Origin of the sequence: Nostoc sp. CCY 9925, assembly GCF_963920935.1 — a bacterium.
Lineage (GTDB): Bacteria > Cyanobacteriota > Cyanobacteriia > Cyanobacteriales > Nostocaceae > Nostoc.
Window position 1 is genome coordinate 74,964 of record NZ_CAWUDO010000019.1, and the last position, 18,666, is coordinate 93,629.

Annotated in this window: 18 protein-coding genes; 8 read left to right on the forward strand and 10 right to left on the reverse strand. The window is 42.7% G+C overall.

Translation table 11 applies throughout. From position 1 onward, the window contains the following. Window positions 1-55: 55 nt before the first annotated feature. The 5 genes from ACM0OY_RS12800 to lysS all read right to left on the reverse strand — a co-directional run bounded on the left by ACM0OY_RS12800 (window position 56) and on the right by lysS (window position 4,388). Complete coding sequence (locus tag ACM0OY_RS12800) at window positions 56-526, reverse strand: hypothetical protein (protein WP_414569227.1); 471 nt, start codon at window positions 524-526, stop codon at window positions 56-58. 64 nt (window positions 527-590) lie between these two features. Next, window positions 591-1,286, reverse strand: coding sequence for a hypothetical protein (locus ACM0OY_RS12805; protein ID WP_414569228.1), 696 nt, complete (start codon window positions 1,284-1,286; stop codon window positions 591-593). Between the two features lie 135 nt (window positions 1,287-1,421). Continuing rightward, on the reverse strand, window positions 1,422-2,132 hold the full coding sequence (locus ACM0OY_RS12810) for a helix-turn-helix domain-containing protein (RefSeq protein ID WP_414569229.1): 711 nt from the start codon (window positions 2,130-2,132) through the stop codon (window positions 1,422-1,424). After that, entirely contained in the window at window positions 2,116-2,529 is a 414-nt protein-coding gene (locus tag ACM0OY_RS12815; RefSeq protein WP_414569230.1) for a type II toxin-antitoxin system RelE/ParE family toxin, read from the reverse strand. Before ACM0OY_RS12815 ends, ACM0OY_RS12810 begins: the two co-directional genes overlap by 17 nt. Before the next feature lie 173 nt (window positions 2,530-2,702). After that, complete coding sequence (gene lysS / locus ACM0OY_RS12820; protein WP_414569231.1) at window positions 2,703-4,388, reverse strand: lysine--tRNA ligase; 1,686 nt, start codon at window positions 4,386-4,388, stop codon at window positions 2,703-2,705. Window positions 4,389-4,495: 107 nt separating this feature from the next. On the opposite strand from lysS, the gene ACM0OY_RS12825 reads away from it, so the two are divergent. Both ACM0OY_RS12825 and ACM0OY_RS12830 read left to right on the forward strand, forming a co-directional pair. After that, the gene (locus ACM0OY_RS12825; protein WP_414569232.1) at window positions 4,496-4,906 is read left to right on the forward strand and encodes a Uma2 family endonuclease; all 411 of its coding nucleotides are present in this window, start codon (window positions 4,496-4,498) and stop codon (window positions 4,904-4,906) included. A 2-nt stretch (window positions 4,907-4,908) separates the two neighbouring features. Then, window positions 4,909-5,049 (forward strand): hypothetical protein, encoded by a 141-nt coding sequence (locus tag ACM0OY_RS12830; RefSeq protein ID WP_414569233.1) that lies wholly within the window; start codon window positions 4,909-4,911, stop codon window positions 5,047-5,049. Window positions 5,050-5,089: 40 nt separating this feature from the next. Here the strand turns inward: ACM0OY_RS12830 and ACM0OY_RS12835 are convergent, their stop codons facing one another. Beyond that, window positions 5,090-5,515 carry a hypothetical protein gene (locus ACM0OY_RS12835; RefSeq protein ID WP_414569234.1) on the reverse strand — a complete coding sequence of 142 codons (426 nt, stop codon included), beginning with the start codon at window positions 5,513-5,515 and terminating at the stop codon, window positions 5,090-5,092. Between the two features lie 192 nt (window positions 5,516-5,707). Then, entirely contained in the window at window positions 5,708-6,676 is a 969-nt protein-coding gene (locus ACM0OY_RS12840; RefSeq protein WP_414569259.1) for a M48 family metallopeptidase, read from the reverse strand. A gap of 368 nt (window positions 6,677-7,044) precedes the next feature. Between ACM0OY_RS12840 and ACM0OY_RS12845 the strand changes: the two genes are divergently transcribed. Then, entirely contained in the window at window positions 7,045-8,610 is a 1,566-nt protein-coding gene (locus ACM0OY_RS12845; protein WP_414569235.1) for a helicase C-terminal domain-containing protein, read from the forward strand. A gap of 221 nt (window positions 8,611-8,831) precedes the next feature. Next, window positions 8,832-9,047 carry a DUF2839 domain-containing protein gene (locus tag ACM0OY_RS12850; RefSeq protein WP_414569236.1) on the forward strand — a complete coding sequence of 72 codons (216 nt, stop codon included), beginning with the start codon at window positions 8,832-8,834 and terminating at the stop codon, window positions 9,045-9,047. 6 nt (window positions 9,048-9,053) lie between these two features. Here ACM0OY_RS12850 and ACM0OY_RS12855 read toward each other — a convergent pair whose 3' ends face one another. Next, on the reverse strand, window positions 9,054-9,701 hold the full coding sequence (locus tag ACM0OY_RS12855; RefSeq protein WP_414569237.1) for a TetR/AcrR family transcriptional regulator: 648 nt from the start codon (window positions 9,699-9,701) through the stop codon (window positions 9,054-9,056). Window positions 9,702-9,835: 134 nt separating this feature from the next. Here ACM0OY_RS12855 and ACM0OY_RS12860 point away from each other — a divergent pair, with 134 nt between their 5' ends. After that, window positions 9,836-10,033: a hypothetical protein gene (locus tag ACM0OY_RS12860; protein ID WP_414569238.1), complete on the forward strand. Its 198-nt coding sequence runs from the start codon at window positions 9,836-9,838 to the stop codon at window positions 10,031-10,033. Between the two features lie 20 nt (window positions 10,034-10,053). Here the strand turns inward: ACM0OY_RS12860 and ACM0OY_RS12865 are convergent, their stop codons facing one another. Next, window positions 10,054-10,362: an RNA recognition motif domain-containing protein gene (locus ACM0OY_RS12865; RefSeq protein ID WP_414569239.1), complete on the reverse strand. Its 309-nt coding sequence runs from the start codon at window positions 10,360-10,362 to the stop codon at window positions 10,054-10,056. Between the two features lie 943 nt (window positions 10,363-11,305). On the opposite strand from ACM0OY_RS12865, the gene ACM0OY_RS12870 reads away from it, so the two are divergent. From ACM0OY_RS12870 to ACM0OY_RS12880, 3 genes are all read left to right on the forward strand, one after another. Beyond that, window positions 11,306-12,799 carry an efflux RND transporter periplasmic adaptor subunit gene (locus tag ACM0OY_RS12870; protein WP_414569240.1) on the forward strand — a complete coding sequence of 498 codons (1,494 nt, stop codon included), beginning with the start codon at window positions 11,306-11,308 and terminating at the stop codon, window positions 12,797-12,799. Window positions 12,800-12,874: 75 nt separating this feature from the next. Beyond that, entirely contained in the window at window positions 12,875-16,147 is a 3,273-nt protein-coding gene (locus ACM0OY_RS12875; protein ID WP_414569241.1) for an efflux RND transporter permease subunit, read from the forward strand. 494 nt (window positions 16,148-16,641) lie between these two features. Beyond that, window positions 16,642-17,304: a hypothetical protein gene (locus ACM0OY_RS12880; protein ID WP_414569242.1), complete on the forward strand. Its 663-nt coding sequence runs from the start codon at window positions 16,642-16,644 to the stop codon at window positions 17,302-17,304. Here the strand turns inward: ACM0OY_RS12880 and ACM0OY_RS12885 are convergent. Continuing rightward, the gene (locus ACM0OY_RS12885) at window positions 17,301-18,353 is read right to left on the reverse strand and encodes a glycosyltransferase family 4 protein (protein ID WP_414569243.1); all 1,053 of its coding nucleotides are present in this window, start codon (window positions 18,351-18,353) and stop codon (window positions 17,301-17,303) included. The genes ACM0OY_RS12880 and ACM0OY_RS12885 overlap by 4 nt on opposite strands. Between the last annotated feature and the right edge of the window lie 313 nt (window positions 18,354-18,666).

Sequence of the window (18,666 nt, forward strand, 5' to 3'; positions counted from 1 at the left end):
GCTAATTTGTTAGATTCGTTATATATGTCTTGCTTGATATCTATAAACAAGTTGATTAGGAGTAATATAAGTTACGAATATCTGCCAACTTATTCAGCAATACCTCAGCTAGATCTAACAACTCAATTTCATCACTAGTTTCGCGATTACTTTCTGTAACGCCCACACTACACGCTAATACATTTTTGACAGCAAAAATACGATCATTTTCTTCAGATAAACTCAAACATCTTTCCAACTTAACAGCAATCTCTTGGAGGGATTTATCTTTTAGCTCCTTTCTTACCCTCACCGCTACCAAGTCATCACTTTGCAGGAAATTAGTCACTAATTCTACAAAACTTTGCGGGTCATCTTCGTCTTGTCCCCATGTTTCTAGCCAATCTCCATCAACATCATCACAATATAAATGGGCGGCTTCAAGCCCATACTTCATGATGTCATCCTGCACTTTTTGAGCAGCTTCTACAGCTTGTAAAAAGTTGTCTAGTCTCTGTTGACGGTCAGATTGTTTTTCCTGAACCATAAGGACTCACTTTGTTAAGTAATAACGTAGCTATATAAATCCAGTAAATGAAAGTGACCGAAAACTATAAATTAAATTTTAAATAACTACCTATACTGAGATTATCGCTGTTAGATAATAATATGTTGACTATCTGATTCACAAAATCAGTTGTACCGGGATTGTAACTTAAAAATAATCCTCTATCTATTGCCCAAAAAATTAGGGTATTTTCCCATTCATCAAACTTATCTTGAGAAAACTCCTCTGAGACGCTAGTAAGTTGAATACATAGTGGACTCTCTTGCGTACTGCTAACAATTATATCAGTTGCCATAGACAGGTCTGCAATATAGCGTTGTACAATTGTCCCGCCACAATTTTTAATATTATTAGCAATATAGTTAATTAATTTGGCATCATCCTGATAGAACTCTCCCGCCATCAGTTTCCGTCTCCAGATATAAAATTTAGGGTCGTTTTCACTCAACCATTTAGGAAATAAGTACCCGTACCAATATTTTAAAGTTGGATTCAGCACTGTTAAAGCTGATTGCTGCTCTTCTGAAGAAGGTAATGATTTAAGTCTCAGCCAAACTTCAGCATCTTGAAGTATTTGTTGCAAAAACAGGATGACAAATTTTTTAGCAGTCAAAGAACCCGGTTTGATATCTTTCACCCAGCGATTTATCTCTTCTAACCTTTTCGCTAAATCAGGATCTATAGCAGATGCTTCCTGTATGAGTAATCTTAATTGTTGTTTAATTTCTTGGGCTTGCAAATAACGATCGACCTCAAAACTGGAGTTAGTCGCTGGAATTTTTAAGATTATTTTATCAGTCTAAGTGATGGGTGTAAAATTCCCCGTCTTGAGATTGGAGATATACCACCAAGCTAGACTATAGTCTGTGCCAGCCTAAATATCTGCCAATCTCTCCAGCAATTCTTCAGCTAAATCCAACAACTCAATTTCATCAATTTCATCACTATTTCCGCGATTACTTTCTCCACCTGTCAAATTACCAGCCAAAAGATTTTTCACAGAAAAAAGCTTATCTTCTTCTTCAGATAGACTTAAACATTTTTCCAACTCAGCCGCAACTTCTTGAATTGTCCTTGAACCTAAACGTTCTCTCACTTTCACTGCTACTGCATCGTCACTTTCTAGCAATTTTACCAAAGCTGTTCTCAGTCCATCATCTTCAGTAGAAAACTTCTCAACGGCTACACGTACATATTCTCGCACGCTCATGTTTGCCGCCAATGCCTTTTGGAAAACTACATCTGGTACATCTACTAGCAATACACCTTCGTTATCGCTGGCTTGATATAAATCATCCCCTTGTTTGACGGCTACCAGCAAATCTGCACCCAAAGCGTGTAAATAGTGCAACACTGATTCCAACTCATGCTCTTTTAACGCCGACTCCAATTTAGACACCGCTGCTTGCTTCACTCCCAGCTTTTCTGCTAGCTGTGCCTGAGTCAACCCTGCTTTATTACGTATTTCCCGCATAGCATCGGTAAGATAAAGGCGCAGGTACTCTAACTTACCCGCCAAAACCACCTCTGGGTCATCGCTTACCTTTTGCTGCAACCAAGCTTGAAAATTAGGCTTTTTCATCATTCCTCTGCTGCAATTCACGTAATCTTACTCTTGCAGGTTCTTTGTCTCTATCTTTGATAGCGTCGTCATATTTTTTCATAAAGGCGTGCAACACCACGAATCGCTGAGGAGTAGCAGCCGTTAAAATAAACCGTGGATTATGTTCGCTCTTGGTCATACGTAACTCATACAGGTCATCTTCCAACTTCTCAAAGATGTCGCTGGTAAGTGATGCGAGTCCTTTGTTACACAGGTAGCCAAGATTAACTTGCAGACGCCTGGTTTCGGAAGCACTCAGTAATGGTTTTGGTGGATTTTCTGGTTGTTCCTGTTCCGGAATCATCCTGATGAAAAAAGCAAGCAAGTCTTTGGGGATTTCCCCATTGACATCTTGATAAAGTTCCCAAGTCCAAGTCACTTGTTACCTCACAGCATAATATTCTTTATAAAGAATGTCAATTAAATTATTCTTTTAAAGGAATATCATATACAATGAGTAAGTGCAACTTAGGTAAGAAAACAATGAGCCATAAAAATGGTGCGTTAGGCTAAAGCCATAACGCACCCTACTGTTGGATGGTAGTTACTGTCTCAACTCAGTTGTTCAAACTTAAATTTCCCCTTAATAAACTTGTTAAAATATTGACCTTTGGATGGTGCATTATCTAAGCCTTCCTTGATACTGGGAGGTACTTTGAAATACTCGTAAACACTTCCGCTATCAAATTCAATAGTTAGTGTTTGAGTTTTTTCATCGTGGCTAAATTGCTTAATAACGCTGCCTTCAGGCTTGAGTAGGGGAAAGGCAATTACATCTCTAATACTGGGAGAATCAGTTAGTAACATTACTAAGCGATCGATTCCAATTCCTAAACCACCAGTAGGCGGCATACCATATTCCAAAGCTGTCAAAAAGTCTTCGTCTACACCTTGCGCCTCTAAATCTCCAGCGGCTTTTCTAGCAGCTTGCGCTTCTAAACGTTCTCTTTGATCGATCGCATCAGTAAGTTCTGAGAAGCTATTGCCAGTTTCTCGCCCTACTATAAATAACTCAAATCTTTCCACCAACCCAGGCACAGAACGGTGGGGTTTTGCTAGGGGCGAAATTTCTACAGGATAATCAATTACAAAGGTAGGTTGAATTAAATTGGCTTCTACCTTCTCTTCAAAAGCCAAATTTAGTAACTTACCAATTGATTGAGCTTCATCTACATCAGGAATTCCAGCATTTTTACTTGCTATTTTTGCTTCTTCCAAAGTTTGGAAAGAATTGAAATCTAACCCTGTAACCTCTTTAACTAAATCGTGCATTGTGACTCGTCGCCAAGGTGGTGTTAAATCTATAGGTTCCCCTTGGTAGGTAATTTGCAGCGTGCCGAGTACCTCTTGGGCAACAGTGGTAATAATCTCTTCTGTTAGCGCCATCATATCGTTGTAGTCGGCGTAGGCTTGGTAGATTTCAATAGTTGTAAATTCGGGATTGTGTCGAGTCGAAATTCCCTCATTGCGAAAAATTCGACCTAGTTCAAACACCTTTTCAAACCCACCCACAATTAATCGCTTCAGATGGAGTTCTGTGGCAATTCGCAGATACAACTCCATTTCTAAAGTGTTGTGGTAAGTGATAAATGGACGTGCATCTGCACCCCCAGCTTCACTTTGCAAAACAGGCGTTTCAATTTCCAGAAAATCTCGTTCTTCTAAATAGCGACGAATCCCAGCAGTGATTTGAGCACGACGGCGGAAAGTTTGCCGCACTTCCGGGTTAACAATCAAGTCAACGTAGCGCTGACGGTAGCGCTTGGCAACATCCGTCAATCCATGCCACTTGTCGGGTAGGGGCAACAGAGATTTTGTCAGGATGGTGTATTGTTTGACGTAGACAGATAACTCGCCCTTTTCAGTCCGTTTGATAGTACCTTTGGCTCCCAGGATGTCACCTGCATCTGTGAGTTGTTTCAAGTGATTGAACGCATCGGCATCAATATCTGCCATGCCTTCTTGGATGCAATTTTTCTCTAAATAAAGCTGAATTGTGCCAGTTTCATCCTGCAAGGTGAAGAAAGCCAATTTACCAAAAACGCGACGCGCCATAATCCGTCCGGCGATCGCAACTTCTAAATCAACTTCCTCACCACTGGCTAAATCAGCAAATTGTTCTTGCAACTGCGCTGCGTGATGGGTGGATTCCCAACGATAGGCGTAAGGATTAGTGCCTAACTGCTTTAGCTGGTCTACTTTTTCCAGCCTCGCGGCACGGAGATCTTCTTCCGACATGGTAACGAACTAAATAGGGCAAGATTAATTATAGATGCTGCAAAAGTTGGCAGTAAGAGATATTTGTCTTTGAGAGCGCAGGCGTAGGCATCGCCAAACCAAATACAATGGCACAAACTAGAGTCCGCTTATGGAATGTAGATGAATATCACCGGATGCTTGAGACGGGTATTATCACGGCCTATGAACGGGTAGAACTCATAGAAGGGCAAGTTATCCCCATGAGTGCCAAAAATCCCCTACACGCAGCCACAACCCTATGTGCATCTGATTATCTCAAGCACCTGTTAGCAGAAGTTGCCCTAGTTCGCGTCCAAGATCCTATTCAATTAAGTCAATATTCGGAACCTGAACCAGACATTGCTGTTGTCCAAATTGATGCGCGAAAGTACATTAATCATCATCCTGCGCCGAATGAAATATTTTTACTCATTGAGGTGGCGGATACAACATTAGAGACAGATAGTAAACAAAAAGCGCCTTTGTATGCTAAAGCAGTATTGACTACTGGATTTTAGATGTGAATCAGCGTCAGGTTTATGTTTTTCGCGAACCAGGCTTGGAAAGCTACAATCAACAATTTATTTTGCAGGAGGATACAACGTTATCCCTGATTGTATTTCCAGAAATTGAAGTTCAGATTAGTCAACTGTTTCCATAAATGTGGCGATCGCAAAAATTTTACTTTGCAAGTCAACCCTTTATTTCTGACCTACTTGTAGCGAATGCCGAGATAAAACAGCCTTCATTTTTAAGTTAGTAAATTTCAGTATTGCCTCCACTAATTCTTGCTGTTCTGGTTGTAAATTCAGTGTTTTTAGAGCTTCATTGATCTTGTTACCAGCGCGGAGGTTGTGAGCAAGTTGGGCACGCTGCGATGAGTTTAACACTGCCTGAATTTCCTTGTTTCTTCTCTGACGCACAGCCTGGAGTTGTTGGCTTTGTTGGGGAGTCAGATTAGTATCTGAAAATAAGGTAGAACCGCTGGCAGCTTTAATATGAGCAACAATAATACTAGAACTAGTATTGAGTTGAACGGGTGCAGCTAAGGCAATTCCCGGCATAAAGATAATAAAGGCAAAGATATTAATTAACACAAAAAGCCGTTTTGTCAAGTGAATTGCCATATTGAAAAATGCCTATACATAATTTAATGCTCAGATACGGATTGGGGACTGGTGATTGGGGACTGGGCATTGCGTATAGGAAGCAGACAAGGGGAAAAACTTAGCGCAATTCATCTCCTTGTCTCCCTAGCCTTCCCTGCTTCCCGAACTCCATCATTTCCCCAGTCCCTAGTCCCCAATCCCCAATCCCTCTTACGTATTATCAGGCCTTTTCATTCTGTTAATTTCGCGTTGTAATTCTTCAATTTTACGGCGCAAAGCTTCTTTTTCATTTTCGGAAGAATCTGCGGGGACATTTACAGCTCCGGAGGCGGGCGATCGCTGGTAGTTTCCTCGGCGAATTTGCTGATATTCTTCTGATACTGCCCACTGTTGTAAGTAATGCAAACGTTCTACAGGAAAAGGATGAGTCATCATTGCACCTTGAAAGCCAGTGTACATTAAGAATTTATACACTTGGTTGAGTCCATCTTCATCAAGTGCTTGATAATTTTCAGACTGCTTAATAAATTCTTGTAAACTGCATTCGTTAGCATATTTGATACTACCGCCTGTGATTTTCATCATCGTAGTCATCACAGGATTTAAGTCATCCATTACTAATAAAGCGGCGCGATCTGAGGATAGCTCGGCTTTACGTCGCCATTCATAAAAAGCAAGCAACAAACCTTGACTAACGAAATCACCAATGCCAAAGGTTAATTCACCAACCCGAGAAGCTACACTCTTCGCCCATATCGCCATTTGGATTAAAATAGTATGACCACATTTAATGTGCCCCAGTTCATGGGCTAGCACCGCCCTAATTTCGACTTCGTTTAGTAAGTCCAATATCCCTGTATTTATGACTATGTAAGGATGCTCTTGTCCAAGTGCGTAGCTATTAGCTTGGGAATTTTGCTCAACAAACAGTGCGGGTTCTGGATAAATGTCCAAATCTCGCACGCATTCCCGAAAAATCTGGTAGATGGTGGAATATTGGCGCGGCCCGACTTGGATGGTGTTGCCCATTAAATAAACTAACTGAGGGCGTTCAGCGAAAAATTCCACAAATTTACGGGCCAAAAAATCAAATCCCGGTAAGTTACGTAAAGCTTGCTCGGCTTGGCTATCCAAGGGATGCCTGAAGGCTTCGCTGGAAATTCCTGTGTAGGTTGGCATAATTAGGTAATTGGTGATTGGGTCATTAGTCATTAGTCATTAGTCATTGGTCATTGGTCATTGGTCATTAGTCATTAGTCATTGGTTTTTAGACAAAGAACAAATGACACAGCCCAAAGTTAAAAGCTAAGGCTTCCTTATATTTCAGATGCCACTTGCTATCCTACGGTAACGCCAAGGGTGAACAAGCCCAAAGAACTGTCGAACACAGTGGCTCAACGGTAGTTCCTTTAAGCAAGGGAACCCTGCCAACCGACTGCCTCAACTTTCTAACAGAGGACAAATGACAAATGATAAATGACAAAGGACAACATAATAGAAATGGGGCTTGATTCGTAAAAGTCACTTTGTTATGGGATTAAAAGCGTGTGATTGAGGCAGAAGTTCATTTGTCACTACATAACTTTTTGCGATCGCAGGCGGGGTTCCCTTCCTGGCCCCATCATTTGACGATGGCACGGTTGGTAGCACGCGCCTTGCGCCTTGAACGTAGCGCCCTAATTCAAGTAGGGGCGGTTTGTGGCTATCAAGGACGATATCGTACCAGTTTCGTAGCATCAGCCCTGATGTGGCATGGCCCTGTAATTATTGTTGCTCAAGAAGCAGTGCAACAACTTCTCTTGCGGGTGGAAATTCCCCGCCTACAGCAGTGGCTACCAGCCAACAAACCGATTAGGACAGGTGACGCATGGCCTGATGCCCAGTTCCAAGGGTTACTGTTGACTTCCCCAGAAGCTTGGTTAAAAGGACAGTTAGCTGATGGCGATCGCTTTCCCCCAGGTATTCCTACAATTCTTGATGGTGTAGACGATCTCGAAGATTGGGTTCGTCATCAGCTCACCCAAGAGATTCAACCACATGATTGGGAGCAACTCAGGCTAGCTTGCCCAAACCAAGCTGAAGCAATTCGCGAAGCACGGATACAACTGACACACGAACTTTTTCAGCATCCTGCTAATCCCTATGAGTGCTATCTGATTTCTGAGCTAGAAATAGACATCTTAAATCGTCTCTATTATACTTTAGACCTCAGTAATCTCCCAGATAATTGGAAACATTTCTGGCAAGAATTTCAACTCCTCAATGAAAATCTTGCCTCCCCTGCCTCCCCTGCCTCCCCTGCGCTTTTCTGGGCGACTATTGCCCGTCGCCAAGGTTTATTTTCTTTACATTACGCCCCAATGGAATTAGGGGAAATACTCTCCCCCATTTGGCAGCGACAACCAGTAGTTTTAATTGGCAGTGCTATAGAACCGGAAACTGAGGCTCCCCTTTTCCGTCAGCGTTTGGGTTTGGAGGATGTAACTTGCCTGAAATTTTCTTCCGAGAGTCAAGCCGAAGCAATTCAATTGTATGTACCCTATAAGTTACCCTTACCCAATACACCAGAATTTCAAGCGGCGTTTATTCACAAAGTCCGCACCCTGGTTTGTCTGAGTGCTACAGCCCCAGGATTAACCGCGATTTTGGTGGGCGATGTCCCACTTAAGTCGCAAGTCGGGACAATTTTGGCTTCAGAATTTGGTTCGCGGGTGCAGGTAGAAAAAACTTGTTTAGATGAAAATGGTATTTTGGTGAGCGGTTGGGAATTTTGGCGAGAACATCAGCGAGTCTTGCCTGCACCCCAACTGTTAATTATTGCGACTTTGCCGCTACCATCTTTAGAAAATCCCCTGGTAGCTGGTAGAGTAGCTCGTTATAAGCGATCGCATCAAGATTGGTTCCGTTTATACTTATTGCCAACCGCCTTGAATGAATTACAAAGAGCGATCGCTCCAGTGCGAGAAAGTCAAGGTATTGTCGCTTTACTTGATAGTCGTGTAGTTAACCGCAGCTACGGCGCTCAAATTCTCGCCGCCTTGAGTCCTCTAGCACGCATTAACTATCTCGATCCCAGTCTGTTTTCTAATACAGATGAGGAAAATTCGGCTTAGGGGGTTGGGGACTGGCGAGTGGGAACTGGGGAGCGGTGAGTGCTTAGTGAGGAGTTAGGAGTTAGGAATTAAAAGTTATTTTATGCTCCCCCTGCCTCCCTTGCCCCTTTTCGTCTTTGTCTCTCTGCTCCCCCAGTCACCAGTCCCCAATCCCCAATTGTCTATAACCACAATTCCTGGCAAGATAAAGTTAAAACCTCAGTTGATTTCAATTGCTGATTATGGGTGAAGCAAAACGTCGTAAAACCGCACTTGGGGAAACATACGGACAAGAAACTCGCATCTTGTCTTGGGTTCCCATCTCAAAAAGTCAAGCGGAATCATTTGTCACTTGGACTACTCGCGGTGCTTGGATAGGCATTGGTGTTATGGTTGCAGCATGGCTAACCATTCGTTTTATTGGCCCTGCTTTTGGTTGGTGGCAAGTAGTTGCTTGACAATTATTAAGTGTTTTTAACACCGGCTAAAATTAGTGCGATCGCCTCTTGAGAGTGTTGTTCTAACATTGCTGCACTCAACGATCCCATATTTTGAGGAAAATGTTGAGTATTGCCCATGCCAATAAAGTAAAACAAACAAGTTCCCATAATATTAATCGCTGACTGCAAGGGATCGAGTTTGCGAAACTTACCTGTGGCGACTCCTCGCTCTAAAATTTTGACCAGTATTTTGTCAATACTCAAAGAACTACTGTGTCTGTAATATAGCCCTTGATTTTGCACTGCTTCGTGAAACATAATCAACGGTAAATTGGGATTGCGCGATACACAATTGAGCAATGCAACCAGAAATGTTTCTAAGGCAACTTCAGGAGAAAGATCGTCCAAATCTAATTGTTGACTGGTTTGCAAAAGGTCTGAGTGCGATCGCTCTAAGACCGCCTGATATAATCCTTCTTTGTCTTTAAAGTAGTAATAAATCATTGACTTTGCCACACCTGTTTTTGCGGCAATTGCTTCTGTTCTGGCGGCGGTTAGGCCATGCTTGGCAAACTCTTCTTGGGCTGCTGCTAAAATCACAGCTTGAGTGGCCTTAGCATCTCTAACCTGCCTCGTATTTAATGACTTTTTACCTTTTGCTTGACGTGCCACGAGATTTCTAATTGAGCAACAGACTTGTCATATCATGTTCGGTAAAAGACTTATAGCAGCGAACAGGCAATAGGCAACAGCCGACAGGCTTGAAAATCTTTTTATGGCAAGGTTTTACCTTGGTTGATGTCCTAATGGATATCCAAGAATTAAATTACTCAATTGCTGCATCCAACGTCATTATCCAATTTCTTCTCCCCCTGCTTCCCCTGCTTGTTAAAACGATTGATTATTTTTTTAGTTGGAAGTCCCTAACCTACCTGGCAACTGCTAAATTTTCCATACAAAAAGCTCAAGCATTGATGCCTGAGCTTTTTTCCAGATTAAATTAACTTACTGGCGTCTAATTAGTTTAGTAACGGTTACGGTTGTAACCACCACCGCCACGGTTACCACCACCGTAAGAACCACCTCTGTCCTCTCTCGGCTTGGCTTTATTTACTTTCAGGTCACGACCCAGCCATTCAGCACCGTCAAGAGCTTCAATGGCAGCTGCTTCTTCAGCATCTGAACTCATTTCCACAAAACCAAAGCCGCGTAAGCGGCCTGTTTCACGGTCAGTAGGTAGCTGAACGCGCTTTACAGAACCATATTCTGCAAAAACAGCACTCAGCGCTTCTTGTGTAACTTCATAAGAGAGGTTACCTACGTAAATTGACATGAAATATCTCCAAAATCATAAGTATGTAGAGATTTAGATTTCGGAGAGAAGTCTGTAATACCAAGAGGAAAAAGCCTGTCAATACTAAAAACAAACACTGTCGCCGAATTAATTCTCATTTCACTCCCCATGATGGCACAATAGTCAACCTTCCGGGGAAAAGGTTGAAAAATTTTTATAAAAATTTATGTTAACCAGCTCTGTAACCGTGTGGGAGTCGAGAGTGGGGGAGATAAGGGGCTTCCAAATAAAAAATAATCAATCGCTTTGGGGAGCAGGGGGAGAAGAAATCAGTCGTATTGGATACAGGAATTGAGTAATTTAATTTTTGGATGCTCCTAAGGGGGCAGAGGGACATGAAGTCAGCCAAGCAGGAACGCCTCACTGAGCAAGGGAGCAGTGGAACAGCGGCGAATACTCCTCACACCTTGCCTTGCAAAGGAAGCGTCTCCAGTTTTGCTCAACACTCCCAATACCCAACAAAATTTACTTTTCTTAATGCGCTTGACAAAATACGTAAAATACTAGTATTTTACGTATAATTAAGCTATTATCTAAAAATAAGGAAGTCATTTAATACTGCCCATTTTTAAACATGGCAAAAAAGAGTTTCATGTCTTCGGTTAAAGCCAGTTTTCTCCTATGGGTAGATTAAAGAAAACTGAAAAATATTTATACTAAGTTTATAATTGATTAGCTGCAAGAAGATTGTCTACCTCTGCATAAGAAGTAGAGCGGTGAGAATTTTGGGAATTTTATGGGAAAACAGTGATTTTCTGAATACAGAAACTTTCTGTTAGACAACTTATTCATTCTCGCCGTTTTTTATTAAAAATATCTCTCAGAATTACTTGGGAAAACACGGCTGTTTAATCCCAAAAGCTCCCCATTGGAGAAAACTAGATGATTTTGGACATAAATTAAGCCGCACAAACAGGTGAAAATGACAGATTCTGTAACCAATACCCAGCTAATTAATGTTGAGTTAGATTCAGTGGTAAAAACTGAGGTAGCGATCGCAGCGGCCGGCTGTGCCAACGCAGATGTCGAGAGTAAACTTCTGGCAAAAAGCAGTTGTGCAAAGGGTGGGAAAGGGGAAAATTATTTTTTTGCCTCCACTACTTTGAAAAGTATATTAATACCCTGTTTGGTGGGAATAGGACTACTGACAGCGAGCTGTGGGTCGTTGCCCAAAGAATCAGCCGAGGCACAATCTCAGACTCCTGCCGGAGGGGCACAAGGTGGTGGTGCAAAACCTGTAGATGTGGCGATCGCGCGAACAGACTTACTACAAACACAACCAGAATACACAGGTAATACAACACCCTTTCGCATTGTGTCACTGCGATCGCAGGTTGAAGCACGACTGTTGGCTTTGAATCTAGATGTGGGCGATACAGTTACCCAAGGGCAAAACGTCGGACAATTAGATGATGCTCTGCTACTAACGGCATTCAAGCAAGCAGAAGCCGAACTAGCAGCCCTGAAATCAGAAGTAGTCAGGGCAAATACTCAAGTAAGTAATGCCCGTGCTGACGTGGAACGGGCGAGGCTAGAAGTAGTGCAAGCTCAGGCAGATTCGCAACGGCAGCAGAAACTATTCCAAGCCGGAGCGATCGCTCAACAAGCTGCTGAACAAGCGCGTACCCAGGCACAAACAGCCACTCAGGCATTGCGGGCGGCTCAAGAACAAGTCCGTACAGAACAGCAAGCTGTCGCTGCTGCTCAAGGCAGAGTGTTAGCCCAACAGGCGTTGGTTGCCGAAACCAAAGAACGCAGATCTTACGCTAGGCTGACATCCCCCATTACTGGCGTAGTTACAGAAAAGGTCACAGAACCAGGCAATCTTTTGCAAGCAGGTAGTGAAGTCTTAAAAATTGGCGACTTTAACCGTGTGAAGGTTGTCGTGCAAGTTTCCGAATTAGAACTAGCACAAATTCAGGTTGGACAATCTGTAAAAGTCCGCTTAGATGCTTTCCCCAATGAAACATCAATTGGGAGAGTAACGCGGATCTCCCCAGCTGCCGATGCCACATCTCGCTTGATACCTGTAGAAGTAGTAATTCCCAACAGTGGTGGGAAAATTGGCAGTGGACTGCTGGCGCGAGTCAATTTTGAAACCCAGGCAACACAGCGAGTAGTGGTGCCGCAAACAGCTATTCAGAAACAAGCAGGGGAGCAGACGAATAAGAGAGCAGAACAGCAAACCAACACAAGAGCAGGCACACAAAATCAAGCTGGAACCCTATTTGTCCTCAGTGATGTAGAAGGTAGGACAAAAGTAGCGGCGCGTGCCGTCACCTTAGGGAAAAGGGCTGATGGCAAAGTAGAAATTCTGTCTGGCTTGCAAGCGGGGGAGCGCTATGTTGTTCGTAGTGGTAAGCCCTTAAAAGAAGGTGACACCGTAAGTCTCTCAATTCTTTCAGAAAAACAATAGTAGGGTGAGCAATAATTACCATACCAATGAAAAAAGTACTTACTAGTCAGCACTCAGGACTTAGCACTTAGTATCATGCAACAAGCAAATAATAATGGCAATAGCGGATTTAGTCTGAGTACGATCGCTATCCGCCAACACATTGGTACACTCATGCTCACCGTGGCAGTAATTGTCATTGGAGTGTTTTTTCTCACAACCATCCAAGTCGATCTCTTACCCGCAATTACCTATCCACGAATTGGCGTTCGGCTAGAAGCCCCCGGTATTTCCCCAGAAGTCGCAGTAGATGAAATCACCAGGCCCTTAGAAGAAACTTTAAGGGCAACCGAGAACGTAGTGCAAGTTTTTTCCCGCACCCGCGAAGGACAGGTGAACCTGGATTTATACTTCCAGCCAGGAGGCGATATTGACCAAGCCCTAAACGATGCGACTGCTGCTTTTAACCGGGGTCGAGGACAACTGCCAGATACGATAGAGGAGCCGCGCTTATTTAAAGTCGATCCCTCCCAATTACCGGTTTATGAATTGGCACTGACATCTGCTTCGTTACCAGGTAAAGATTTACGCGTATTTGGTGATGAAGAGTTAACGCGTGAACTCAGTGTTGTACCGGGAGTCGCGTCAATCGATGTATCTGGTGGTGCTGAAGAAGAAGTACGAGTGCTTGTTGACTTAAACCGATTGCAAGCTTTAGGTGTGGGCTTAAATGATGTATTAGATGAATTAACAGCCCGTAACCAAGATACCTCTGGTGGTCGGATTCTGGGGCAAAATTCCGAGCCATTGACTCGGACTGTAGGACGCTTCCAAAATGCTAGTGAAATTGAAAACCTCTCTCTAGAAGTTTCCTCCCCTGCTTCCCCTGCCTCCTCTGCCTCCCCTACACCTTCCCGCCGCGTCTACTTGCGAGACTTTGCGGAGGTAATTGACGACACAGAAGAACAGCGAGTATTTGTTTACCTCAATCGTCAACCTGCTGTAAAAGTTTCAATCCAAAAGCAGCCTGAGGCCAACACAATTACCGTTGTCAATGCTGTTAAGCGGCGAATTGAACAATTACGGCAATCGGGTTTAATTCCAGCAGACATGACCTTGAGTCCCACCACAGATGAATCTGTCTTCATCCGCAATTCTTTAAATGATGTCATCTTTTCGGGGATTTCTGGGGCATTGTTAGCAGCAGCAGCAGTGTTATTATTTTTGGGATCGTTTAGGCAAACATTAATTATCAGTTTGACGATTCCGCTGTGTACTCTGGCGGCGATGGCTTTGATGAAAATATTTGGCTTAACTTTGAATGTTTTTAGTTTGGCAGGTCTGACATTAGGAGTCGGTCAAGCAATTGACACATCGGTTGTGATCTTAGAGAACATCTCCGAAAAAGCAGGCATGACTCCCAATCAGAAAGAAATGGAGGCAGAGGGACAGAGGAGAAATTCAAAATTCTTTATTGACACTGCCATTAATGCTTCCCAAGAAGTTGAATCTGCTTTAGTTGCTGCCACAGGTGCCAACTTAGTTTCTGTAGTACCATTCCTCTTAATTGGCGGCTTTATTGCACTGCTATTTAATGAACTGATTCTGACAATTAGCTTTGCAGTCGCAGCCTCCCTCGTAGTTGCGATTACAGTAGTGCCGATGCTGTCTTCTCGACTTTTAGGAATTTCCTGGTCTAGTGGGATCAGTGAATTTTGGCTGCTGAGACAGTTTAATCATCGATTTGAAGATGCGACGCGGGGATATAGTAACTTTTTAACCAAGGTTTTACGCTATCGGCTCCTGGTAGTAACTGCTGCTTTACTAATTTTAGGTGGCAGTAGCTTCTTGATGTTTGGTCAAATTCCCCAAGAAATTTTACCCCGCATCAGTACCGGACAAGCTAACTTGAGAGCGCAGTTTCCTCCCGGTACACCTTTAGTAACTTCTGAGAAAGTTATGCAAATTGTCGATGACATTTTGCTCAAACAACCAGAAACCGAGTCTACTTTCACAACTGTTGGTGGTAATTTATTTGGCAGCAATACTACAGAAAATCCCTTACGTGCTAGTAGCACCATCAATCTAAAACCAGGTACAGATGTCGAAGCCTTCGTCAAAAAAGTAACTCAGGAATTTAACAAACTCAACTTGGCAGGAATTCTGTTACGCCTCAATCCTGGTCAGGTGCGGGGTTTAATCTTGAGTAATTCTCCAGTGCAAGGCTCAGAAATTGATGTGATTTTGCAAGGCGAGAATGAAGATAGCTTAACGCAAGCAGGCGCCCAAGTACTGGAAGCATTGCAGGAAAGGGCAAAATTAGCGACATTCCGACCAGATGCCGACCCCCGACAACCGGAAATCCAAATTCGCCCGGACTGGGAAAGGGTTTCGGCTTTAGGATTGAGCGCTCAAGAAATTGGTGCAACAGTCCAGACAGCTATTGAAGGTTCAGTTCCCACGCAAATTCAACGTGGTAATCGTTTAGTTGATGTGCGGGTACAGCTAAATAAAGAAGCCATTCAGCGTCCTTCCCAGCTAGAGCAATTACCGCTATTTACAGAAAATAATCAACTAATCCGCCTTTCAGATGTTGCGAACATTCAAGAAGGTCAAGCGCCTGGTGAAGTGCAACGGATTAATCAGCGCCAAGCTTTTATTGTGGCAGGCAATCTCAGCGAGGGAGCTAGTCTGGGTGAAGCCATAGTAGAAGTTAATGAAATACTTCAGGATGTAGACTTACCTGATGGTGTTTCAATTGTGCCTAGTTCTGCTCAAGAAACTAATCAGCAACTTCAGGATGCTTTAAAAACTTTGGGAGCGTTAGCGACGTTCTTAATCTTTGTAGTTATGGCAGTGCAATACAATTCCCTAATTGACCCATTGGTAATTATGTTCACTGTACCACTAGCCTTAGCTGGGGGAATTTTTGGACTTTACATTACCCAAACTGCCATTGGCGCAACTGTAATTGTTGGTGTGGTGCTGCTGGTCGGAATTGTGGTGAACGCAGGGATTTTAATGGTAGAACTGGCAAACCAAATTCGGGAAGAAGTTGGTTGTACTCGCCAAATTGCCATTATCAAAGCTGCCCCTCAACGCTTGCGCCCCATTATGATGACTACAGTCACTACCATTTTGGGACTGTTTCCCTTGGCATTAGGCATTGGCGAAGGTTCTGAGTTTTTACAGCCTTTAGGGATTGTAGTTTTCTTTGGGATGGCGATCGCAACAATGCTGACGTTGTTTATCATCCCGTGTTTTTATGTCTTACTCCACGATTTGCTGGGTGGAAATTTGGCAAAGCCAGTGTTAACCATGTTACGTGGATTTAAGAAAAAACTTATTTCCATCACTGATAAGGATTAAGATGGCATCACACTTTCCAGATAAAGTTAAATTTTTCAACGGCTACACACTGAAATTTAAATAAATCTGATGTGCTAACGATATTTTTTCGTTGGCACATCAAATTTTACATATCTTCTAATATCAGGTTCGGATGAATACTTATAATTAGGACGGACACGGAGACAGCCAGACGCAGGGACGCGGAGATAAAGTTCCTTGAGCATTATTACTTATTGACAAATCTCTAAGATTCTGGATTGGTTATCAAGTGTAAACACTTAAGCTCTAACTTAGATTTTTATAAAGATTACGTGAAATTACTAGTAATAGTGATAAAGCAATTATTATATTGCTTTATAAATCAACCTATGGGTAGATATCAAATAAGTAAACAAACGCAGATTAACCGTTATTTAAGTAGCAAGTAGATAGCAGTTAAAGCATGAATCTTAATTGATTTAACTCACCTGGTATACATAGCATTCTCTCAATCAATATAAAGAGGACGTAAAATGGCTAAAATAGCAACCAAAATAGCCTTGTCTGTTCTAGGAGCAGCAGGAATTAGTTTTTTGCCTTTGACACCAGCAAGAGGTGTCATCTTCGTAGAACCTATCGTGACGACTGTAAATGAAGAAATATTCCAAACCAGACCCCCAAGAACCCTGAATGAAGAAATTACACCAGGACTAATAATAGAATATGGTGTTCCAGATCGAGCGAATAACTTGCTTAATGCTACTGGTAATGATATAGGGAGCTTCGTCTTTGACTTAAAAACGCTGTTCTATACTAATCCGGATTCCACTCCAGCATTTGATAATGAGCCGGTACAGTGGGGAGACGTTGATGGAGATGGCAAAATTGGTTTCTCTAGCGATTCTGAACTCAAGGATATCTTTGCAAACGTTACTGTCAAGGACAACATTCTTACTTACAGTGGTGGTGTAATTCCAGACGGAACCATATTTTTCAATCGATTTGCTACCCAGCCCAATTTAACCCCAGGTGAGGGTATCATTCCAGCGATACCAGAAGACCAAGTGGATAAAGATGGGCCCATTAGAGTGGCCTCTTATTACACCGCCATTCCCGAACCAACTAGTGTTTTGGGTATATTAGTGTTTGGCGCTTTGGGCGTAGCTTTAAAACTCAAGCGATCGCAACACTGTTAATGCTTTAACTCACGATATACTGCTAACGTTTCCTGATGGACACGGGCAACACTCAGCCGTTCTAGGTTTTGATTTGCCCGTTGTTTCCATTCTTGCAGCATATCAGCATTACTCAGTAATTGCACTAAGGCACTAGCCAAAGCATGACTATCTTTTGCTGGTACTATAAGACCTGCTTGACCATTATCCAAAGCTTCGGGAATTCCATCTACTTGAGTACCAACGATGGCAACTCCAACTTCCCTGGCTTCTGAAAGCACCAGGGGACAAGGATCGCGGTGAGAAGCCAGCACAAATATGTCACAAGATTTGAGGTAGCGTTGGGGTTCTGGTTGGAAGCCTTCAAAATGAATGCGTTCTGCCACAGAAGTTGCTTGTGCCTGTGTCTCAAATAGCTCTTTATCAGGGCCATTGCCTACCAAATAAAGATGCACTTGGGGAAAATCTGAGGCAATTTGTTCAAAAGCAGCGATTAACTCAGCAATTCCCTTGCGTTGATACATTCCGGCTACAGTGGCGATCGCCGGACGTTGTAAGGCTAAATGTTGATAATCCCCTATTTCTTGAGTGCGGGGGCTGCCCAGTGTGCCATTGCACACCACGCGCAATTTGTTTTCTGGAATACCACGTCTTGCCATAGAATCTCGCACGGCTTGACTGACCGCAATTACCCTGTCAGCTAAACCCATAAGTAGGCTAGCACGCTGAAATTCATTGTGTACTGTGGAAACTAAAGCATAACGATTTTGAAAAATGCGTGCTAGTAAGACTCCCGTCATCATGTGTGCATGAACGATATCGGGTTGGAATGCTGCTGCTAGCGATCGGTAACCAATAGCTGCTTTAATCATACTTATTGGTTTGCGAGTTTGGTCTAGTTCGTAATGTTTAACACCAAACTTGTTTAGTAATACCTCGTATTCACCACCAGCAGAAATAACCGCTACTTCATGACCAGATTTTGCCTGTAAGCAAGCCAAATCAACAGCCACATTTACAATACCGTTACCTATTTCTTGAACATGATTCAAAATATGTATAATTCGCATCAGGCTTGAGATATGTATAAAAAATAAAGACAAGTAACTGAGTATAAATAAACGTAATTATTGAGTTTTCAACGACAACTCAAAATTAGCCAGTAGTGTGTAAAATTCACAAGTTACTACTGACCAATAGTTCATGTCTTCAGCTACTTAGCTTTAAAGACTTATTCAGTAACCGCTTAATAAATCGGGATAAAAGAAGATAAGAATTAGGTAAACTCTGGGTGATACCGTTTTCAAAAATTATCGCGCTGTGCCAGTTGCGTAAGTTTTATAAGTATTTAGTCAAACTTAGAACTTACGCATTGACAGAAAA